The following is a 20452-nucleotide window of genomic DNA, read 5'->3' as shown; positions in this document are numbered from 1 at the left end:
CGAGGGTCCGGGAAACCGCCGCCACCTCGCGGATCGAACCACCGGCGGAACGCTTTTTCTCGTCGCCCGGCCACCGAAGGCATGGACGATCCCGTCGAGGCGGCCCTCGCCGCCGCCTTTCCGGACCGTCGGGTCGAAGGGCTCGTCGGCGTCGGTCCCTCCTGGAACGGCGGCAACGAGACCGTCGGCGTGGACTTCGCCGACGGCGACCGCGCGTACCTCAAGGTCGCGATCGCGGGTGACGGGAGCCGGATCGCCCGCGAACGGGCGGTCCTGGAGTACGTCTCGGCGCGACGGCCGATCCCGGTTCCCGCGGTCCTCGCCGCCGACCCGGACGCGGACGTCCCCTACCTCGCCACCGCGCCCGCGCCGGGTCGGGACCTCCACGAGATCCTCGAAGCGGCGGACGACGACCGGCGGGAGGCGCTGCTCCGGCGGGTCGGCGCGACGCTCGCGACCCTCCACGCCGAGCGGTTCGAGAGCCACGGCGAGATCGTCGGCCGCGGCGGAAGGGTCGGCGTCGGGGAAGCCGTCGACGGCGGCTCCGACGACGTCGTTCCCGGCCTCGACGTCGAAACGGCCTCGTGGACCGACACGCTGCTCGCGACGATCGAGCGCACCCGCGAGATCGGCACGACCGACCGGCTCGCCCGCCACTTCGACGCCGCCATCGACTGCGTCGAGTCGAACCGGGAGCGGCTCGACGGCGCGCCCGCGGCGCTGCTCCACGGCGACGTCGCGCCGCCCAACGCGTTCCTCTCGGAGGAGGGACGGACGGGCGGCGTTGCGGGCGACGGAACGGAGGACGGGGCCGGCGACGACTCCTGCGTGGGCCTCCTCGACTGGGAGCTGTCCCACGTCGGCGACCCCGCCCGCGACCTGGTCCGCGCGCGCGACCAGCTCTGTAACGGCTTCGACTACGAGGGCCCCGAACGGTTCGGCGAGGCGGTGTACGCGGGATACCGCGACCGCGCCGGCGGGCTCCCCGAGGGGTTCGCGGACCGACGGCCGATCTATCGGGTGGTCCGGGTCCTCGGGCGGTCGGGATTTCTCGACCAGTGGGTGACGTACCTCGACGAGCCGATGACGGACCTCGTCGAGCGGATCGACGCGGAGCTCGAAACGCGGCTCGCGGCGGTCTGAAGGACGTTTCCGGATCCCTCCGCTTCAGTCCCCGTTCCAGGCGGCGTCGACCGGGTCGATCGTCCGCTCGCCGCCCGCCAGTCCGTCGATCACTTCGAGGTCCGCGTCGGACAGCTCGAGGTCGAGCGCCGCGAGGTTCTCCCTGACGTGTGCGCCCGTCGACTTCGGGATCGGGACTACGCCGCGCGCGAGCGCCCACGCCAGCGCGACGACCGCCGGCGAGGCGTCGTTGCGGTCGGCGATCGTCCCGAGCGTCGGGTCGTCGAGCAGCTCTCCACGCGCGAGCGGCGAGTACCCGACGAGGTGGTGGTCGAACTCGGCGGCCAACTCGCGGAGTTCGGGCTGCTGGAACCGCGGGTGACACTCGACCTGATGGGCCGCGATCGGCGAGTCGAGGATCGCTCGAGCCCCCCGGAGGAGGTCGGGCGTGAAGTTTGAGACCGCGACGTGGTCGGTCAGGCCCTCGGCGCGGAGCTCGTCGAAGACCGGCAGGGTCGCCTCCGCGTCGTACGCCTTCGTGGGCCAGTGGACGTACAACAGGTCGACTTCATCGAGTCCCAGGCGGTCGAGGCTCTCGCGGGCCGTCTCCCGGACGTCCTCCGGCGCCAGGTTCCGCGGGTGGATCTTAGTGGCGACGACGACCTCGTCGCGGTCGACGTCGGCAGCCGCGATCCCCTCGCCGACCGCGGCCTCGTTGTCGTACATCTGTGCGGTGTCGACGTGGCGGTAGCCGGCCTCGAGCGCGGTCACGACGCTTTCCGTACACTCCTCGGGGTCGTCGAGACCGGAGGTTCCGAGCCCGAGTCCGAGGTCGATCGGTGGCATACCGACACGTCCCTCCGCCGGGTGAAAAGCCCACGCCAGCCGGTAACGATCGTTGGCCTTCGTGATCGAGACACGCGGAAGATCGGGTTTTCACCGCGTAGGAACCCCGTCCTCGTTATTTGCGTATGGGAGACGTAGCCTCGACCACGATGAGCGACGGGATCCACGTTCAACTCGCGGTGTCGGCCTGCGATAGCTGTCCCGTGGCGACGCTCTCGGCGTCGACCGAGGTCGAGGACGTCCGGGTCGACCCCGTCGACGACACGGTCGAGTTCGTCGCGCCGGACCCACCGGACGACCCGCCCTCCGTACTGGAGTTCGTCGAGTTCGGCGGGCGCGCACACGGTCGATACGCGATCGATCACGACGGGGCCGAGCACGCGCGCCCGGCGACCGACGGAGGGATCGCCGTGGACGCGTCGACCGACGGACCGACCGCCCCCGTCGATGGGGCGACCGCGCCCGCCGACGACGGGATCGACCCGAACGCCGCCGCCGAGACCGGCGGAGGCGCGGTGGGCGGCGACGGGACCTGCGCCGGCTGCTCGTGTGGCGGGCTCACCGCGGCGTTCGCTGATTTCCCCGTCTCACCCCGCGAAACGCGGATGGCGGACGGAGACCTGCTGGTCTCGTTCGTCCTGAGCGGACACGAGGAGCTCGAGTCGGTCGTCGACGGCTTCGAGAACGCCGGCCTCGACGTCGAGCTTCGCCGGCTCCTCGTCGACCGCCGTCCCGACGAAGAGCGGTGTGACGTCGTCCCCGTCGACCTCACCGGCGTGACCGACCGTCAGGCCGAGGTCGCGGCGCTCGCGGCCGAACGCGGCTACTTCGAGCCCGACGGCTCGTCCGCCGCGGACCTCGCCGACGAGCTCGACATCGCGAAGTCGACCGTTTCCGAACACCTCCGGCTCGTGACGGCGTCGCTCTTCTCGCAGTTGTTCGCGGACGGGCAGGGTACTTAAACCTCCGAACAGTTCGGCGGGAGACTTGGGGGAGATTCGACCGTAGTGATCACTAGCGGGGTCGAACGACGCCGTTCGGCTCCGGCAACCATGACCCAGTGGACACAGCTCGGACCGCGGGAACGCGAGGTCCTCTCGGTCCTGCGGCGCGCCGACGCGCCCCTCACGGCCCGCGACCTGCTCGACGCGGTGCGGAGCCGCGGCGACGAGGTCGCGTACACGACCGTCAAGCGGACGGTCGATCGGCTGGTCGAGAAGGGCCTCGTCGAGCGCGACGCCGAGACGTACCGGGGGACGACGCGCCACCGGTACCGCTTCGACGTCGAGGCGGCTCGCGACCGACTCGTCCCGGCGTTCGCCGAGGAGTTGCGAGCCGTACTCGGCGAGTCGGCGGCGGAGCGACTCGCCCGCGCGGTCCGAACGGAACGCGACGGCGGCGACGGTGGAGACGCCGGCGCCCCCGACGCCCGACCACGACACGATGACTACTGATCCGAATCCGACCGACGACCGGGAGGCACGGGCCGACGAACACCGCGACGACGCGGCGGGGACCGCCTCCGCAACCGAGGACGGGCCGGCCGATGACGAGCCGACCGGCAACGAACCGACCGACGACGGCCCCGAGATCGTCGACGGCCGAACCGTCGAGCACCTGATCACCGACCACGAGCGCGACATCGCCGCGACCGCGGAGGGGACCGACGCCACGGCCGCCCGTCGCCCCAACCTCGACCTTCCGCGGCTGGAGCTCGGCCGTCGCGACTTCATGAAGGCCGGGGCCGCGGTGGGCGCGATGACCGGTCTCGCGGGCTGTACGAGCGTCCTCTCCGACGAGGGGAACGGCGGGGACGGCTCGTCCGGCGCCAGCGGAGAGCACAGCGTCCCGCCGGGCGAACACGACGAGTACTACGGCTTCCTCAGCGGGGGTCACACCGGCGAGATCCGCGTCGTCGGGCTCCCGTCGATGCGCGAACTCATGCGGATCCCCGTGTTCCAGGCCGAGAGCGCGCGGGGGTTCGGTCACGACGCGAGGACGACCGAGCTGCTCGAGGAGGAGGGCGGCGGCTACACGTGGGGCGACACCCACCACCCGCGCGTCTCCCAGACCGACAACGACTACGACGGCCGCTGGCTGTTCGTCAACGACAAGGCGAACGGGCGGATGGCCCGCGTCGACCTGGAGTACTTCGAGACGGACGCGATCACGAACGTCCCGAACTCGCAGGCCGTCCACGGGGCGTGTATGCAGCTGCCGGACACCCAGCTCGTCTTCGGCGTCGGGGAGTTCCGCGTGCCGATGCCGAACGACGGCCGCGACGTCGACGACCCCGACGCCTACGGCTCGGTCCTCACCGCCATCGACCCCGAGACGATGGACGTCGAGTGGCAGGTCGAGGTCGACGGCAACATGGACAACGGCGACGGTGGCAAGGAGGGTCGCTGGTTCTTCGCGACCGGCTACAACAGCGAGGAGGGCGTCACCCAGGGGGAGATGACCCGCGCGGACCGCGACTACGTGAAGGCGTTCGACATCCCCGCGATCTGGGACGCCGTCGAGGCCGGCGAGTACGAGGAGATAAGCGGCGTGCCGGTCGTCGACGGCACCATGGACAGCTCGCTCAACGAGGGCGACCGTCCGATCGTCCGGTACGTCCCGACGCCGAAGAGTCCGCACGGGGTCAGCGTGACGCCGGACGGGAGCTACGCGATCGCCTCCGGCAAGCTCGACCCGACCTGTACGGTCATCGGCGTCGAGGAGATCGCGGAGGTCGACGACCCGGCGGACGCGATCGTCGGCCAGCCCCGCGTCGGGATGGGACCGCTCCACACCGCCTACGACGACCGCGGCCACGCGTACACGACGCTGTTCATCGACTCACAGGTCGTCAAGTGGGACTACGAGGCGGCCGTCGAGGCCGAGGCCGGCTCCGAGGAGCCGATAATCGAGAAACACGACGTCCACTACAACCCCGGCCACCTCATCGCGAGCGAGTCGTACACGGCGTCGCCGCAGGGCGACTACCTCGTCTCGCTGAACAAGCTGTCGAAGGACCGGTTCCTCCCGGTCGGGCCGATCCACCCCGAGAACGACCAGCTGTTCCACATCGGCGACGACGACGCCGGGATGGAGCTGATCAAGGACAAGCCCTCGTACCCCGAGCCGCACGACGCCAGCATCGTCCACAAGGACAAGATCGAGCCCGCGAAGACGTGGGACTCCGACGACTACGACCTCGACTTCGTCCCCGAGGGCGAGGAGTCCTTCGAGCGGATCGACGAGAGCACCGTCGAGATCGAGATGTGGGCGCGCCGCAACGAGTACTCGTTCCCCGAGGTGACGGTCCGGGAGGGCGACGAGGTGACGATCCGGATCTCCAACGTCGAGACCACGAGCGACGTGATCCACTCGCTGGCGATCCCGGAGTACGACATCAACCTCGCGTTGGCGCCCCAGGACACCCGCGAGGTGACGTTCACGGCGGACGAGCCCGGCGTGTACTGGGCGTACTGCGCGTACTTCTGTAGCGCGCTCCACCTCGAGATGCGCTCACGGATCCTCGTGGAACCGCGGGACTGAGGCACCGAGCGACGAACCGTCGGGCCGCTGAACGCGTCCGATCCACGCCACCACCCCGGAACACACGCCATGACAGCCCCACTCGACCGACTGAGAGAGCTCAGACGGGCCCTGCCCGTGACGGCGGCGGCCATGTTCGTCGTCGCGCTCACGGTGCCCGTCTGGCGGATCGCCTTCGAAGCGCCCCAGTACCCGGAGGGCCTGCTGGTCACGCTCTACGCGTACCCGCGGCTCGGCGGCGACTACGCCGAGGTCCAGGCGCTCAACCACTACGTCGGGTTCTACTACCCCGATCCGGTGTTCGTCGAGCCGAACTACGCGGTCCATCCGGAGGCGATCGCCGCGCCGGAGTGGATCCTGGGGCCGGTGGTGTTCCTCGCGGTGGCGGCCGCGGGGGTGTTCGTCGCGGTCGCGCCGACCGAGCGGAAGCTCCGGCTCGGATTGTTCGGACAGCTGATCGGTGCCACGGTCGCCTTCGTCGGCACGTTCGCGATCGTCCAGTACCGGCTCTACCAGGCCGGCCACGCGCTCGGCGAGGACGCGCCGGTCGTCGGCGTCGCCGAGTTCACGCCGCCGCTCTTGGGCGGGTATCAGATCGCCAACATCAGCGGCGTCGCGTGGTTCGGCCCCGGGGGCTACCTGGCGGGATTCGGGTTCCTCCTGCTCGTGGTCGCGTTCCTGTTGCGCGACTCGCGAGTCACGATCGGCGAGGGGTTCGGGGCGCTCCGGGACCGGATCTCTCGCGGCAGGGGCGACGGCCCGGACGAGTCCGGACGCGACCGACCGGTGGAGGACGACGAACCGACCCCGACCGCCGATCGGTCCGGAACGGAGGTGTGAGTCCATGTCCCGCCTTTCCCCGGTCGGTCGGCTCGTTCCGGCCCCTGCGGTGTTGCTCGCGGCCGCGGTCGTCGCCGCGCTCGTCCTCGGCTGCGCGGTCGCGGCGGCGGGCGTCGGCGGAGGGGTTGACGTTGACGGAGGAACGGCCGGCGGCGTGCCGGACGCGCCGAACGCGGCGGACGATCCCGTCGTCGAGACCCCGACGTACGACCCCGACCCGCCGACGGAGCCGGGGGCCGCGACGGTCGTGAGCGACGGCGAGGCGGTCGGAACCTACGACGACCTGGCCGCCGCCGTCGACGCCGCGGAGCCGGGCGACACCGTCGAGATCGCGGGCGTCTTCGAACCCGAGGAGACCGTCGTCGTCGACACGCGGAACGTGGCCCTCCGCGGCGCGGGACCTGACGTCGCGATGATCGACGGCGGCGGCGAGGACACCGTGATCGCGGTCCGCGCGGAGAACGTCACCGTCGAGGGGATCCGGCTCCACGACTCCGGCGCGGACCTCGAGTCGGAGGACGCGGGCGTGTTCCTCGCCGAGGAGGCAGACGGCACGACCCTGTCGGAGCTGTACCTCACCGACGTCGCGTTCGGCGTCTGGGTGAACGGTGCGGACGAGGTGACCGTCCGCGACTCGCGGATCGAGGGCACCGCGGACGCGCGGTTCGTCGACCGCGGCAACGGGATCAACCTCTGGGAGACGACTGGCAGCGAGATCCGGAACAACGAGATCACCGGGGTCCGCGACGGGATCTACTTCTCGTGGGCCTCGGGGGTCGAGACGACCGGGAACACCCTGTGGGACCTGCGGTACGGCGTCCACTACATGTACTCGGACGACAATCGCCTCGCGGACAACGTCGCCGCCGACAACGACGTGGGCTACGCGTTGATGGTGAGCGAGGGCGTCGAGGCCGTGAACAACACCGCGGTCGCGAACCGCGGGAAGAGCGGCCACGGGATCCTGCTCAAGGAGATAGAGGACAGCGTCGTCCGCGGGAACGACCTCGTCGCCAACGGGAACGGCGTCTTCCTCTACAACGCCCAGAACAACGAGCTGCGGAACAACCTCGTGTACGCGAACGGCGTCGGCGTCCACCACAGCGCCGACACCCAGGGGACCGCGGTCGTTGGCAACGACTTCGTCGGCAACGACGAACAGGTCCTGACGACGACCCGCGAGCTGCTGGCGTGGAACGGGACGGACGGCGGGAACTACTGGTCGGACGCCCGCGTGGCCGACAGCGACGACGACGGCGTCGGCGACGCCAGACACCGGCCGGCGGGCGCGGCGGAGCGACTCGTCCAGGAGCACCCGACCGCCGCCGTCTTCGCGAACGGCCCCGCCTTCGACGCGATCCGGCTGGTCGAGAGCCGGTTCCCGGTCGTCGAGGCCGCGGGGATCGTCGACCACCGGCCGCTCGCGTCCCCCTCCCACGACGTCGAGCCGTATCGCCCGTACGCCGCGGCCGTCGACCCGGCCGTGGAGTACGACGACGACCCCGGAGACGAACACCACTGACCATGCGAATCGACATCCACGACGTCCACAGACGGTACGGCGACCTCGAGGCCCTCGCCGGGGTCGACTTCACGGTCGAGCCCGGCGACGCGTACGGCCTCGTCGGCACCAACGGCGCGGGCAAGTCCACGCTGTTCCGGCTGGTCGCCGGCCACGAGCGCCCCGACGCGGGCCGCGTCGTCGTCGGCGGCCGCGACGCCGCGGCGGTCGGCTGGCGGGTCCGCGAGGACATCGGGTTCCTCCCGGAGCGCCCCGGCTTCCCGCCCGGCGAGACGGGCCGGGAGACGCTCGCGTTCCACGCAGACGTTCGCGGGGTCGGGTCCGGCCCCGCGGACGTGGTCGAGCGGATCGAGGGCGCGGCCGCGACCGTCGGGCTCGCCGACGCGATCGACCGCCCGATCGGGGGATACTCGAAGGGTATGCGCCGCCGGCTCGGACTGGCTGCCGCCCTGTTGGCGAACCCGTCGGTGCTCCTCCTCGACGAGCCGACCGCGGGGCTCGATCCGAACGGCGTGGCCGCGCTCCGGGAGGTCCTGACCCGTGTCCGCGACGGGACGAACGCCACCGTCCTCCTGGCGTCGCACGCGCTCCGGGAGGTCGAGCGGGTCTGTGACCGGGTCGGGATCGTCGACGACGGCCGGCTCCTCGCGGAGGGAACCCTAGACGAGCTCGCCGAGGGCCACGAGGACGGACTCGAGGGGGCGTTCGTCTCGCTCACCGGAGGTGGTCGCGATGCCTGACCGCCGCGAGGGGGACGCCCTCGACGAGCCGGACGAGGGGATCCCGGACGGCGGGGTCGCCGTCGACGACGCGAAGGCGAGCACGAGCGCGGCCGAGCCCGTGGCCGACTCGACGGCGACGGGCGAGACCGCCGCGGACGCATCGGTCCTCGCCCGTCTCCTCGGCGGGCTGCCCCGTCCGGGGGTCGTCCTCCGGCTCGCGCGCCGCGAGGCACGGCTGACGGTCCGGCGCGGCTGGGCGCTCGGACTGACGGTCCTGCTCGCGGTCTTCGCCGTCCTGCTGGCGACGTTCAGTGGGTCGAGCGTCGCGCCGAGCGGGTACGACCCCGTGATCGCGAGCTACGTCGAGCTGGCGACGTTCCTCGTGCCGCTCGCGGCGCTGGCGTTCGGCCACGGCGCGATCGTCGGCGCGGCCGAGCGCGGGCGACTGGGCGTGCTCCTGACGCTGCCCGTCTCGCGCGCGGAGACCGCCCTCGGGATCCTCGCCGGGCGCGCGGCCGTCCTCGGGAGCGCCGTCGTCCTCGGGTTCGGCGTCCCGGGACTGCTCCTGTTGCGGGAGTTCGGACTGGCGGGCTGGCCGACGTTCGCGTGGTTCCTGGCTGCCACGGTCGCAGTCGCGGTCGCGCTCCTCGGGGTCGGCGTGGCGATCTCCGCGCTCGCGCCCACCTCGACGTTCGCGCTCGCCGGCGCGCTGCTCGTCTGGGTGTGGACCGCGCTGGTCCACGACCTGCTCGCGCTCGGCGTGCTCTCGGCGTTCGAGGGGGCCGGCGACCTCGTCGCCGCGATGGTCGTCTCGAACCCGGTCGCGACGTATCGCCTGCTCGCGCTCGCGCCCACCGAGGCGGCGAGCGCCGGCCTCGCGGCGGCGCTCGAGGGAAGCGGGCTCTCGACCGGGATCCTCCTCGCGTCGCTGCTCGTGTGGGTCGTGCTCGCCGGCATCGTCTCCGCGGTCGCGCTCCGTCGAAAGCGGGTCTGACCCGGCGTCGACGGGGTCGGACTTCCGGGTCAGACGGTCACGCCGATCGCGGCGGCGACCCCGGGGAACTCCGTGAGAAGTGCGTACCCGAACATGCCGACGAGGACCGTGCCGAGCACGATGCTGCCCGCGGATCGACCGAACATCCGGACGACGGTCTCCAGTTCGCCCCCGTTCGTGACCCGAAACGTCGGGGTCTCCTCGCCGTCGCCGATGTACGCCCGCGCGTCGCCGAGGTCGGCGTCGGATTCGACCGCGGGGATCTTCTGTCCGATCACGTGGACGCCGTCGCCGGGATCGATGCGGTTCTCCGTCTTCTTGATGTCGCCGCGTCGACTGCTGTACTCGGTGTCCAATCCGAGGGTCGCGGCGGCGGGCTTGACCGGGATCGATCCCGTGTCGTCGTCGGCCAGAAACGGGACCGAGTCGCTTCCCGAATCGAGCGTTCGCCACTTCGTCTCGTACTCGCCGTCCTCGTTCTTCTCCCGCTCCTTCCGTTTCTTCGAGTAGCTGTACGCCAGACACTGGGCGTTGTCGTACGGCGACCGGAGGGTCCCGGACAGCGGTTCGGCGGTCCCCTCGACCTCGATCGTCCCGTCGGCGAGGTGCGCCTCGCCGATCGGGATCGGATCGCTCGCCCAGACCGCGACCGTTCGTCTGAGTCCGTTGATCCCCCAGACCACGAGATAGACGCCGAGAAGTCCTCCGACGCCGGCGAGAGCCAACCCGACCATCCTTTCAGTTATCGGACCGATCACGGTGGACACGAGCGATCACCTGCGGTCCCGATCTTCGTGTCAACTATTCAATCTTGTGGGTGAGTGCCAATGAGAAGCGACGAACGTCGTCGTCAGTCCCGCCCCTCGACGAACGTCGCGATCCGGTCGGTGGCCTCCTTCAACTCGCGCATCGAGGTCGCGTACGACACCCGGAGGTGCCCCTCGCCGCCCGCGCCGAAGACGGAGCCGGGGACGACCGCGACGCCCTCCGCCTCCAACAGCTCCTCGGCGAACGCCTCGTCGTCGCCGCCACACTCGGGGAACGCGTAGAACGCCCCGCCGGGCTCGAACGTGTCGAGTCCCATCTCGTTGAACCGGGAGACGACGAGCCGGCGGCGGCGGTTGTACTCGTCGACCATCTCGCGGACCTCGTCGTCACAGCTCCGGAGCGCCTCCAGTGCCGCGACCTGAGCCGTCGTCGGCGCGGAGAGCATGGTGTACTGGTGGATCCGGTTCATCGCGTCGATGGCGTCCGCCGGCCCGAGCGCGTAGCCGAGCCGGAGCCCCGTCATCGCGTACGCCTTCGAGAAGCCGTTGACGACGACGGTTCGCTCGCGCATCCCCGGCTGGGTCGCGATCGACGCGTGGTCGGCCCCGTAGGTGAGCGCCGAGTATATCTCGTCGGCGACGACCCGGAGGTCGTGCTCGCGGCAGAACGCCGCCACCTCGGCGAGCTCCGCGTCCGTCATGGTCGCGCCGGTCGGGTTGTTCGGGTAACAGAGGACGAGCAGGTCGGCCTCCTCGGCGCCGGCCGCCGCCAGCCGCTCGCGAGTGAGCGCGAAGTCGTCCGCGGCGCGCGTCGGCACCGACAGCGGCTCGCCGCCCGCGAGTTCGACGCCCGGGGCATAGGAGATGTAGGTCGGCTCGTGGATCGCCACGGCGTCGCCGGGGTCGACGAGCGTCCGGAACGCTAAGTCGACCGCCTCGCTCGCGCCCGTCGTCACGAGGACCTCCTCGCCGGGGTCGTACGACTGGTCGTACCCCTCGTGGTGGGTCGCGATCGCCTCGCGGAGCTCCGCAGTTCCGCGGTTGGCGGTGTAGGAGGTCCGCCCGCGTTCGAGCCCGCCGATGGCGGCGTTGCGCGCGGCCCACGGCGCGGAGAAGTCGGGCTCGCCGACGCCGAGCGAGATGACGTCGTCGCGCGCCTCCGCCAGCTCGAAGAACTTCCGGATCCCCGATTCGGGGAGTTCGCGGGCGCGGTCGGCCGTCCTCATGGCGAGACGGAGAGCCGGTCGTCGTCGTCGCCGTCGGCGAAGCGGACCCCGCCGTCCTTGTACGTCTCCATGATGTAGTGGGTGACCGTCTGAGTGACCTCCGGCATCGGCGCGACCTGCTCGGAGATGAATCGCGAGACGTCCTGCATCGACCCGCCGAGCACCTCGACGGCGAAGTCGTAGTCGCCGGAGACGAGATGTAACGCGTCGACCGCGGGGAACTTCGCGATCCGGTCGGCGACCTGCTCGTAGCCGGTCTCGCGGTCGAGCTCGACGTTGATCTCGACGATCGCACGGATCTTCCCGACCTCCGTGCGGTCCCAGTCGACGACGGCCTGGTAGCCGTGAACCACGCCGTCCGCCTCGAGCGACGCGATGGCGTCCTCCACCGCGTCCGCGTCGAGGCCCGTCTGGGCCGCGATGTCCTCGATGTCCTCGCGAGCGTTCCGCGCCAACACGTCGAGTACCTCGCGCTCGGCGTCCATACCGACACGTCGCGGGGTGACGGTTTGAATATGGCGACCCGCGCAAGCCTCCCCGGGAGGGTTCTCGAAGGAACTCGAAGCCACGGAACGGATCCGAAGCCGACCCGGTACGGACCGAAGGAATCCGAAGCCACCTGATGAGATCGGTTCTCACACCCGACCGTTATGTCCCCGCCGTCCGACGTGGGGTCCGTACCCATGACTGCGGACGACACATCGACGGCGGGAGATTTGACGCCGGACGCTTCGACACCGGACACCGCACTCGACGACGCCGCCGCCCTGATCACGGGCGCGAGCTCCGGGATCGGCGAGGCGACCGCCCACGCGCTCGCGTCGCGCGGCGCGGACCTCGCGTTGCTGGCGCGGCGACGGAAGCGACTCGAGGGGATCGCCGAGACCGTCGAGACGGAGTACGGCGTCGAGGCGGTCGTCGTCGACGGCGACGTTCGTGAGCGGGAGACCTCGGCGGCGGCGGTCGAGTCGGCGGTCGACCGGTTCGGCGGGCTCGACGTCGTCGTCGCCAACGCCGGAGTTGGCCGCGGCGGCGACGTGGAGACGATGACCGACGAGGAGTACTTCACGATGCAGGAGACCAACGTGGACGGGACGTTCTTCCTCACCCGCGAGGCGCTCCCGCACCTGCGGGAGGCCACGGGGACGCTCGTCGTCGTCGGGAGCTTCGCCGGGAGGTTCCCGCGTTCGTTCAATCCCGTCTACGCCGCGAGCAAGTGGTGGGTTCGGGGGTTCGCCCACAGCGTCGCCGCGCAGGTCGGCGACGACGACGTGGCCGTCTCCGTGGTCAACCCCTCCGAGGTCCGAACCGAGTTCGGCAGCGAGGAGGGCGAGCCCTTCGAGGAGCGGTTCGAACCCGGCAGCGTCACCGAGCCCGAGGAGGTCGCGGAGGCGGTCGCGTTCGCGGCGACGCGCCCCGGGTCGACGGCCCAGGAGATCGATCTCTTCCGGCGCGGCAAGTTCACGGACACGTTCTAGGGTTCCCGGTAGCGGACCCGGGGCTCGGGTTTTCGTCTTCCGCTACCGTTAGGTGGCCCCTTCGTGACGTGTACACGAGATGAGCGACACCGGGGAACACGGGAGGGGCGACACCGGGGAACGCGGGACGAGCGACATCGGGGTGGCCGACCGCGAGTGGTGGAAGGAGGCGGTGATCTATCAGATCTATCCGAAGAGCTTCGACGACGGCGACGGCGACGGCGTCGGCGACCTGCCCGGGATCACGGAGCGCGTCGGCTACCTCGACGACCTCGGGGTCGACGGCGTCTGGCTGTGTCCCGTCTACGAGTCGCCGATGGCCGACAACGGCTACGACATCAGCGACTACCGGGCGATAGACCCACAGTTCGGGACGATGACCGACTGGGAGGAGCTACTCGAGGCGCTCCACGCACACGACGTCCGGCTGATCATGGACCTGGTCGTGAACCACACCTCGAAGGAACACGAGTGGTTCCGGCGGTCGCGCCGGGAGGAGGACGGCTACGAGGATTTCTACCACTGGGTGGAGGGCACGCCCGACGAGCCGCCGAACAACTGGGAGTCGCTGTTCGGCGGGTCGGCGTGGACGTACGACGACCGGCGGGAGGCGTGGTACCTGAGCATCTTCGACCCCGCACAGCCCGACCTCAACTGGCGGAACCCGGCGGTGCGCGAGGCGATGACGTCGGTCGCGGAGTTCTGGCTCGACCGCGGGGTCGACGGCTTCCGACTCGACGCGGCCAGCCACCTCTCGAAGGCGGACGGCTACCCCGACGGCGACCCCGCGAACGCGGTCACCGGCATCGAGCGGTTCACGCACGGCCCGCGGCTCTCCGCGTACCTCGGCGAGCTGTGTGCGGAGACGATCGCGAAACGAGATGCCGTCACCGCCGCGGAGATGGGGGCCACGTCGCTGGAGCAGGCGACCCCGTACCTCGCCGACGACGCCGTCGGCGTCGACATGATCTTCCAGTTCGACCACCTCGAGCTCGGCGACGCCGCGAGCGGTCGGCTCGACGCCGACGACTGGGGCGAGTGGGACCTCCGCGAGCTGAAGGCGACGATCGATCGGCGACAGGAGCGGCTCGCGGACGTGGGCTGGGACCCGCTCACGCTGTCGAACCACGACCTCCCGCGGGCGGTCTCGCGGTTCGGCGACGAGGCGTACCGGCACGCGTCGGCGACGCTGCTCGCGACGTTCCTGTTGACGATGCGGGGAACCCCGTTCGTCTATCAAGGAGCGGAGCTCGGCGCGACCAACGCCGCGTTCGACGACCTCTCCGAGGTCGACGACCCCTGGATCCGCGGGAAGGTCGACGCGCTCCTCGCGGAGGGGGCGATCGACTCGTTCGACGAGGTGCGCGACGTCGTGAACTACCGCAGCCGCGACCACGGTCGAGTCCCGATCCCGTGGACTGACGGCCCGAACGGCGGGTTCACCGAGGGCATGCCGTGGCTCGATCCGAGCTCGCGCGGTGCCGAAGTCGACGTCGCGTCCGCGCGGGAGGACCCCGAGTCCGTGTGGGCACACTACCGGGAGCTGATCGACCTCCGGCACGAACGCGACGTGCTGGTGTACGGCGACTACGAACCCCTCTCGCCGGACGACGAGCGGCTCTTCGCCTACGAGCGGACGCTCGGCGGCCGGCGCGCCGTCGTCGCGCTCGGCTGGTCCGACGAGGGCGCGACGTTCGAGCCGCCGAGGACGGACGGGGACGCGGGATCGACGGCGACGGGTCAGGACCCGGAACTCCTGTACTGGAACTACCCCGATCCGCCGGTTCCGCCCGCGACCGGTGCCGACGCCATCGACCTCCGGCCGTACGAGGCGGTCGTCTACGAGGTGACGCCGGAGTAGCTCCCGACGGTCCCTCACGCCTCCGCCGATTCCCAACCACCGCCGACTCCCAACCTCCGCCGATCCCTCACTCCCCCTCGGAACCGATCGGCGCGCCGCATTCGGGACAGACGTCGTCGGCACGCGAGACCGCGAGGTCACACGCCGGACAGAACCGGCGGTCGCAGGCAGGATCGCCCATGTCCGACCCGAGGCGGTCCAGCGGCAAAAACCCCGGCGCGTTCCGCCGCGAACCGTAACCCCTTTTGAACCCGTGATCGGCGTAGAGGTGTGAGCAACGCCGACAACCGATCGCAGTTCTGGGCGCTGTACCTCACGCGGTTCGCGGAAGGGTTCGGGTTCATCACGCTGTTGACGCTCCTGCCGACGTACATCAACACGCTCGACCCGCAGGCGACGACCGTGCTCGGGGTGACGGTCTCGGCCGGGTTCATCATCGGGATGTACACGACCGGCTTCACCCTGGCGCAGACCGTCGCCGTGGTGCCGCTGGCGTGGGTCGGCGACCGGTTCGACAAGCGGCGCGTCCTCCTCGTCGTCCTCGCGGTCGGCGCGGCGGTGTACGCGCTGTTCCCGATCGTCGACTCCTCGGGATCGTTCGTCCTGATCCGCGCGCTCCAGGGGGTCGCGGTCACGGGGGCGTCGTTGATGTCGCTCTCGATCGTCGGCCAGATCGCCGACGTGGGAACCCGCGCCGACAAGATCGGAAAGGCGAACGCGGCCTCGTTCGCGGCGTCCATCGTCGGATCGCTGTCGGCGGGCGCGATCTACGACGCCGTCGGTTTCGGCCCCATCTTCACCGTGATCACCGTACTCATGGTCCTCGCGTGGGTCGTCGTTTGGGGCGTCCTCGACGCCGACCCCACCCGCGTCGAGGGGTTCCCCTTCACCGACCTCGCGGTCAACCGGAAGATCGTCTCGATCACGGCGTTCCGCGCGCAGTACGCCTTCGCCGTGACGATGGTCCGGACGTGGGTCCCGATCTACGCCGGGACCGCGATGGCCTCCGGCGGGCTCGCCGTGGGCGCGACCGCGGTCGCGGTCACCGTCACGATCGAGAAGGCGACGAACATGGTGGGCCAACTCTTCACGGGTCGACTCTCTGACGGGTACGGTCGATCGCTCTTCGTCTTCGCAGGCGGCGGGGCCTACGGGCTGGTCGCGATCTCCATTCCCTTCGCACCGGGGCTCGGGACGACGCTCGGAGCCGACGTGACGCTTCCGTTCCTCGGCGAGTTGCCGCCGGCGTACCTCCCGCTCGTCGCGTTCTCGGGACTGCTCGGCGTCGCGGACTCCTTCCGCGAGCCGGCGAGCATGGCGCTCTTCGCGGACGAGGGGACGGACGAGGGCGGGGTCGCGTCCAGTTTCGGCATCCGCGAGCTCGTCTGGCGGCCCGGCTCGGTCGCGGGGCCGCTCATCGCCGGCTGGCTGATGGTCGAGGTGAGCATGGCCTCGGTGTTCCACGTCGGCGGCGCGTTCGCGGTCACGGGCGTCCTCGCGTTCCTCGGGATCCTCGTCCACGACCACGGTCGCGACGCCCTGACGACGTGGTGAGGTCGAGACGCGCCGGCGACGGGGGCGCGTCGCTCCCTTCACGATCCGACGTCCGATCACGCTCTCCGGCGATCCTTTCAGGGAATGGAAGGTTCAAACCCCGGAAGCCGGTGGATCGAGTGGGTGTCTCCCCTCGTGCGCTACGTCTCCGCTCCGAAACGGGTGATCACGGATCTGCAGGGCGACGGTCGCGGAAAGGCGCTGTCGGCCGTCGCGTTCGGCTGGTTCCTCTCGATCAGCACCCGGATGATCTATCCGGCGCTTCTCCCGTCGATCCGGTCGGCCTACGGGCTCACGCTCACGACGGCCGGCCTCCTTTTGACCGTGTTGTGGATCGCCTATGGGGTCGGACAGCTCCCGGGCGGGATGCTCGCCGACTGGGCGGGCGAGCGGCCGTTGCTCGTCGCGAGTTCGCTTCTCGCGGCCGCGATGCTCGCGCTCGTCGTGATCGCGGAGTCGCCGCCGGTGCTCTTCGTCGGGACCGCTCTCTTCGGGCTCGCCACGGCGACGTACGGCGTTTCACGGTTCACCGTCCTCAAGGACATCTATCCGGACCGGCTCGGCACGGCGACCGGGGTGACGATGGCCGCGGGCGACGTGGGGAACGCGGTGATGCCGCCGGCGGCGGGGTTCCTCGCGGGCGCGATCGCCTGGCAGTACGGCTTCGGGTTCGTGATACCGTTCTTCGTCGTCGCGGCGGTCGCGTTGTGGCTCACGATCCCGTCCGGCTCCGTCGGGACGGTCCCCCTTCGCGAGGCGTTCTCGGTCGGTGACCTCGCCGGGCTGTTTCGGCGACCGGTCGTCCGTCACTCGATCGTCCTGCTCGTCCTGTGGGCGACGGTCGTCCAGGCGTTCATCGGTTTCTACCCGACGTACCTGATCGACGTGAAGGGGGTCCCGTCGACGACGGCCACGGTCCTCTTCGGGTTCTTCTTCGCGCTCGGCAGCCTCGTCAAGCCGGTCGCGGGACGGGCGTACGACCGCGTCGGCGTTCGGTATCCCCTGGCGGTCATGATGGGCGTGACGGCCCTGACGCTCGCCGCGCTCCCGTTCGCGAGCGGAGTTCCGTCCTTCGTCGCGCTCACGGTGCTCGCGAGCGCCATCCTCGGCTACGAGACCGTCGTCATCTCCAACCTGACCGACCACCTACCGGACGGCTCGAGAGGAACGAAACTCGGCGCGTTGCGCACGGTCTACATCATGATCGGCGCGTTGAGCCCCGTGGCCTTCGGCGGGATCGCCGACCGCGGCTACTTCGACGAGGGGTTTCTCGCGATCGCGGCGGTGAGTCTCCTCGTCGTGGCGTTCGTCCTCGTATTCGTCGATTACTGACCCCTCGAGACCGCTACCGCTTCGAGAGCGCCGCCCGGTAGTGGTACCCGTCGTCGCCGCGAGCGACGTCGACGACCGTCCACCCGGTTCCGACCGCGGCCTCCCGCAGCCGATCGGGGCTGAACAGCCGGAGCTGGAGGACGGGATCGCGCTCCCCCTCGTACTCGAAGAACATCACGCGGTGGGCGAGCCCGGGCGTCGGGTCCTCCCGATACCCGATCACCTCGGCCGTGGCCGGATGCTCCGGGTCGTAACAGTCGACGACGGCGGTCCCGTCCGGTCGGGTCACGAACGCGAGGTCGTCGAGGAACGCCGAGAGCCCCCGTATCGACCCGACGAGCCCGAGGTGGGTTCCGTTCAACAGGACGGAGCCGAACCGGTCGCGCTCGAAGTCGTCCCGGAGGTCGAACATGTCCCGCTCGCGGGCGTCCGCGACGCCGCGTTCGCGCATCGTCTCCACGAGCGCCGGACTCGGTTCGGTCGCGACGGTCTCGAACCGGTCCTGGAAGTACAGCGCGTGGCGGCCGGTGCCGGCGCCGACGTCGAGGAGCGGTCCCTGGAGGTGGGAGACGAGCCAGGCGTTCGTCCCTACGGAGGGATCGAACGGCGTGAAGTAGAACGACTCGATCGGATGCTCCGTCGTCTCCGCCCCGTCCGAGTGGAGGAGGGGTTCGGTCCGTTCGCCGCGGTGGTGGTCGCGGATCGCCCGGCCGAAGGCGTCCGGGGCGGGGGACGGGTCGGCGTCCGGATCCGAACCGGCGTCGTCGTCGCTCATGTTCGGTGCCATGACACGATCCGGCAAAAATCCCCGTTGAGGATCGGTACCGCGGTACGAACGACGACCCGGACCGTCTCCGAGGAGTCGGAGATGTTTTTGGCAGACCTAAAAAACGGAAGCGTTTTGTGTGTTTAGGTTGCCCTAATCCGTGTGTCGAGGGATCCGATGTCGCTCGAAGTCGACGCATACCGCCCGATCCGGGGCTCACGAGGGGGCGAGCGGCCGTGACGCGGACGGCGCGGTACCTCCTCGCGTTGTACATCGCGGAGCATCGATCGTCGCCGCCGATCCCCTCGGGTCGGGTCGCGGAGCTGGTCGACCGCTCCCCGGCCGCGGCGACGGAGATGCTTCAGCGGCTCGAGACGGACGGGCTCGTCGACCTCGAGCCGTACCGCGGCGCGACCCTGACGGACGCCGGTCGCGAGCGCGCGGCGGATCTCCACGAGGCGTACGTCGCGCTCTCGTGGTTCTTCCGGGACGTCCTCGACCTCGACGCACACGAGCACGAGGCCATGGAGATGGCCGGACTGCTCAGCGCCGAGGTCGCCGACCGGCTCGTTCACCTCCTCGTCGACGGGGACGGCCGGCCCGACGTGGACGCCCGCCTCGACGCGGACGGCCCCCTCGACCTGCCGACCCTCTCGACGTCACGGGAGTGAAACGACCCTCGGGACGGCAGTCGGCGTCGACCGTTCCCGTTCGTCGTCGACCGGACCCTTTTTGTTTTAGGTATGCCTAAACGGAGTCGATGCCGACAGGAGCTCAGTCCCGCAACGAGCCTCGACCCGGATCCGAGCGCGAACCCGAACCGGATCGAAAGCCCGATCTAACGGTCTGTGAGGGCAGCCCGGGCCGATCGGTGTTCATCGAATCCGGGAACACGGACGGCTGGATCGCCGTCGACGACCCCGTCGAGGTAACCAGATGACCGGCCTCGACGACGCTTCCGCGGGCGATTCGTCGCCCGCGGTGGAGCCCGAAGACCGGGACGACTCGTCGCCGGACGTGGAGTCGGACCCGACGCTCGTCCGTTCGGGTCGAAACTTCGAACGCGAGTATCGGCTCGACGCGAGCGAGGCGGGGTCGTTCCTGGTGGAGTTGGGCGAGAAGCTCGGTGAGGGTGACGAGCTCCGGCTCGCGACCGACGAGTGGGAGCTGCCCTTCGCGTTCGGCGAACCAGTCGAGCTCGAGATCGACTTCGAGGGAACGGGGGAGTCGAAACTGGAGATAGAAGTGGAGCTGCCCGGGCGAACCGACGACACCGCGCCCGACGTTCGGTGAGGTTCAACCGTGACGGAGCGGATCCGACCGTCGCGTCAGTTCGTCGCGGACTCGACGACGAGGCTGTCGTCCTCGAGGTAGTGTTCGATGTGGTGGGCGTGCTCCTCGATGTCCTCGAGCTGTTCGCGAAGCATCTCGCCGGTGGCGTAGTCGCCGAGCCCCTCCGCGAGTTCGACGTGCTGGCGGTAGCTCTCGATGATGTCGCCCATCATCTCCAGGTCGTTCGCGAGTGAGGTCCGGACGTCATAGACGTCCTCGTCCTCGGGTTCGACGGTCGCGTTCTCCGCGAGCGTGGTCATGCTCGCGTGCGGTACCCCGCCGAGGGCCTGGAGCCGCTCGGCCAGCTCGTCGGCCGCCGCCTCGACGTCCTCGTACACCTCCTGGAGGAAGACGTGGATGTCGAGGAACTCCGCACCCTCGACGTTCCAGTGGTGCTTGTGGAGCTGGTGATAGAGGACGTACGCGTCCGCGAGGTCCGAGTTCAACGCCTCGATGATCTGTTCGGCCTTCTCGGTCTCGAGTCTGAGTGCGTTCTCCTCGACGGTGCCGGCGCGCTGTCGGGTTTCCTTTTGCGTGCTCATGACGA

21 protein-coding genes are annotated in these 20452 nt (G+C 70.2%); 15 read left to right on the top strand and 6 right to left on the bottom strand.

The window, feature by feature from the left end:
• The first annotated feature begins 81 nt into the window (after positions 1-81).
• Positions 82-1143: a phosphotransferase family protein gene (locus tag OKW78_RS02835; protein ID WP_281193792.1), complete on the top strand. Its 1062-nt coding sequence runs from the start codon at positions 82-84 to the stop codon at positions 1141-1143.
• Between the two features lie 24 nt (positions 1144-1167).
• On the opposite strand, the gene OKW78_RS02830 is transcribed toward OKW78_RS02835, so the two are convergent.
• Positions 1168-1968, bottom strand: a complete 801-nt coding sequence (locus OKW78_RS02830) for an aldo/keto reductase (RefSeq protein WP_281193791.1) — start codon at positions 1966-1968, stop codon at positions 1168-1170.
• A 125-nt stretch (positions 1969-2093) separates the two neighbouring features.
• Here OKW78_RS02830 and OKW78_RS02825 point away from each other — a divergent pair, with 125 nt between their 5' ends.
• The 7 genes from OKW78_RS02825 (at position 2094) to OKW78_RS02795 (ending at position 9589) form a co-directional block, all read left to right on the top strand.
• Positions 2094-2930 (top strand): helix-turn-helix domain-containing protein, encoded by an 837-nt coding sequence (locus OKW78_RS02825; protein WP_281193790.1) that lies wholly within the window; start codon positions 2094-2096, stop codon positions 2928-2930.
• 90 nt (positions 2931-3020) lie between these two features.
• Positions 3021-3422, top strand: a complete 402-nt coding sequence (locus tag OKW78_RS02820) for a BlaI/MecI/CopY family transcriptional regulator (protein ID WP_281193789.1) — start codon at positions 3021-3023, stop codon at positions 3420-3422.
• Positions 3412-5511, top strand: a complete 2100-nt coding sequence (gene nosZ, locus OKW78_RS02815; protein ID WP_281193788.1) for a TAT-dependent nitrous-oxide reductase — start codon at positions 3412-3414, stop codon at positions 5509-5511. Before OKW78_RS02820 ends, nosZ begins: the two co-directional genes overlap by 11 nt.
• 69 nt (positions 5512-5580) lie before the next feature.
• The gene (locus tag OKW78_RS02810) at positions 5581-6351 is read left to right on the top strand and encodes a hypothetical protein (protein ID WP_281193787.1); all 771 of its coding nucleotides are present in this window, start codon (positions 5581-5583) and stop codon (positions 6349-6351) included.
• Positions 6352-6355: 4 nt separating this feature from the next.
• Positions 6356-7873 carry a nitrous oxide reductase family maturation protein NosD gene (gene nosD / locus OKW78_RS02805; RefSeq protein ID WP_281193786.1) on the top strand — a complete coding sequence of 506 codons (1518 nt, stop codon included), beginning with the start codon at positions 6356-6358 and terminating at the stop codon, positions 7871-7873.
• Between the two features lie 2 nt (positions 7874-7875).
• On the top strand, positions 7876-8613 hold the full coding sequence (locus OKW78_RS02800; protein WP_281193785.1) for an ABC transporter ATP-binding protein: 738 nt from the start codon (positions 7876-7878) through the stop codon (positions 8611-8613).
• Positions 8606-9589, top strand: a complete 984-nt coding sequence (locus OKW78_RS02795) for an ABC transporter permease (RefSeq protein ID WP_281193784.1) — start codon at positions 8606-8608, stop codon at positions 9587-9589. Before OKW78_RS02800 ends, OKW78_RS02795 begins: the two co-directional genes overlap by 8 nt.
• Positions 9590-9618: 29 nt before the next feature.
• Here the strand turns inward: OKW78_RS02795 and OKW78_RS02790 are convergent, their stop codons facing one another.
• From OKW78_RS02790 to OKW78_RS02780, 3 genes are all read right to left on the bottom strand, one after another.
• Entirely contained in the window at positions 9619-10356 is a 738-nt protein-coding gene (locus OKW78_RS02790; RefSeq protein WP_281193783.1) for a hypothetical protein, read from the bottom strand.
• A gap of 83 nt (positions 10357-10439) precedes the next feature.
• Positions 10440-11582, bottom strand: coding sequence for a pyridoxal phosphate-dependent aminotransferase (locus tag OKW78_RS02785; protein ID WP_281193782.1), 1143 nt, complete (start codon positions 11580-11582; stop codon positions 10440-10442).
• A complete protein-coding gene (locus OKW78_RS02780; RefSeq protein ID WP_122104909.1) occupies positions 11579-12067 on the bottom strand; it encodes an Lrp/AsnC family transcriptional regulator in 489 nt (162 codons plus the stop codon). Before OKW78_RS02780 ends, OKW78_RS02785 begins: the two co-directional genes overlap by 4 nt.
• Before the next feature lie 198 nt (positions 12068-12265).
• Between OKW78_RS02780 and OKW78_RS02775 the strand changes: the two genes are divergently transcribed.
• The 4 genes from OKW78_RS02775 to OKW78_RS02760 all read left to right on the top strand — a co-directional run bounded on the left by OKW78_RS02775 (position 12266) and on the right by OKW78_RS02760 (position 17807).
• Entirely contained in the window at positions 12266-13060 is a 795-nt protein-coding gene (locus tag OKW78_RS02775) for an SDR family oxidoreductase (RefSeq protein ID WP_281193781.1), read from the top strand.
• A 79-nt stretch (positions 13061-13139) separates the two neighbouring features.
• Positions 13140-14921, top strand: coding sequence for an alpha-glucosidase (locus OKW78_RS02770; RefSeq protein WP_281193780.1), 1782 nt, complete (start codon positions 13140-13142; stop codon positions 14919-14921).
• A 270-nt stretch (positions 14922-15191) separates the two neighbouring features.
• On the top strand, positions 15192-16475 hold the full coding sequence (locus OKW78_RS02765) for an MFS transporter (protein ID WP_281193779.1): 1284 nt from the start codon (positions 15192-15194) through the stop codon (positions 16473-16475).
• A 135-nt stretch (positions 16476-16610) separates the two neighbouring features.
• Positions 16611-17807 carry an MFS transporter gene (locus OKW78_RS02760; protein ID WP_369335028.1) on the top strand — a complete coding sequence of 399 codons (1197 nt, stop codon included), beginning with the start codon at positions 16611-16613 and terminating at the stop codon, positions 17805-17807.
• Positions 17808-17820: 13 nt separating this feature from the next.
• Here the strand turns inward: OKW78_RS02760 and OKW78_RS02755 are convergent, their stop codons facing one another.
• Entirely contained in the window at positions 17821-18582 is a 762-nt protein-coding gene (locus tag OKW78_RS02755; RefSeq protein WP_281193777.1) for a bifunctional 2-polyprenyl-6-hydroxyphenol methylase/3-demethylubiquinol 3-O-methyltransferase UbiG, read from the bottom strand.
• A 227-nt stretch (positions 18583-18809) separates the two neighbouring features.
• Between OKW78_RS02755 and OKW78_RS16890 the strand changes: the two genes are divergently transcribed.
• The 3 genes from OKW78_RS16890 (at position 18810) to OKW78_RS02740 (ending at position 19866) form a co-directional block, all read left to right on the top strand.
• A complete protein-coding gene (locus tag OKW78_RS16890) occupies positions 18810-19244 on the top strand; it encodes a metal-dependent transcriptional regulator (protein ID WP_281193776.1) in 435 nt (144 codons plus the stop codon).
• 89 nt (positions 19245-19333) lie between these two features.
• Positions 19334-19513: a hypothetical protein gene (locus OKW78_RS02745; RefSeq protein WP_281193775.1), complete on the top strand. Its 180-nt coding sequence runs from the start codon at positions 19334-19336 to the stop codon at positions 19511-19513.
• On the top strand, positions 19510-19866 hold the full coding sequence (locus tag OKW78_RS02740) for an amphi-Trp domain-containing protein (protein WP_281193774.1): 357 nt from the start codon (positions 19510-19512) through the stop codon (positions 19864-19866). Before OKW78_RS02745 ends, OKW78_RS02740 begins: the two co-directional genes overlap by 4 nt.
• A gap of 35 nt (positions 19867-19901) precedes the next feature.
• Here OKW78_RS02740 and dpsA read toward each other — a convergent pair whose 3' ends face one another.
• A complete protein-coding gene (dpsA, locus tag OKW78_RS02735; protein WP_281193773.1) occupies positions 19902-20447 on the bottom strand; it encodes a DNA starvation/stationary phase protection protein DpsA in 546 nt (181 codons plus the stop codon).
• Between the last annotated feature and the right edge of the window lie 5 nt (positions 20448-20452).

Origin of the sequence: Halorubrum sp. F4 (genome assembly GCF_027257195.1) — an archaeon.
Taxonomy (GTDB): Archaea; Halobacteriota; Halobacteria; order Halobacteriales; family Haloferacaceae; genus Halorubrum.
This window is presented reverse-complemented; position numbering and strand designations above follow the sequence as displayed.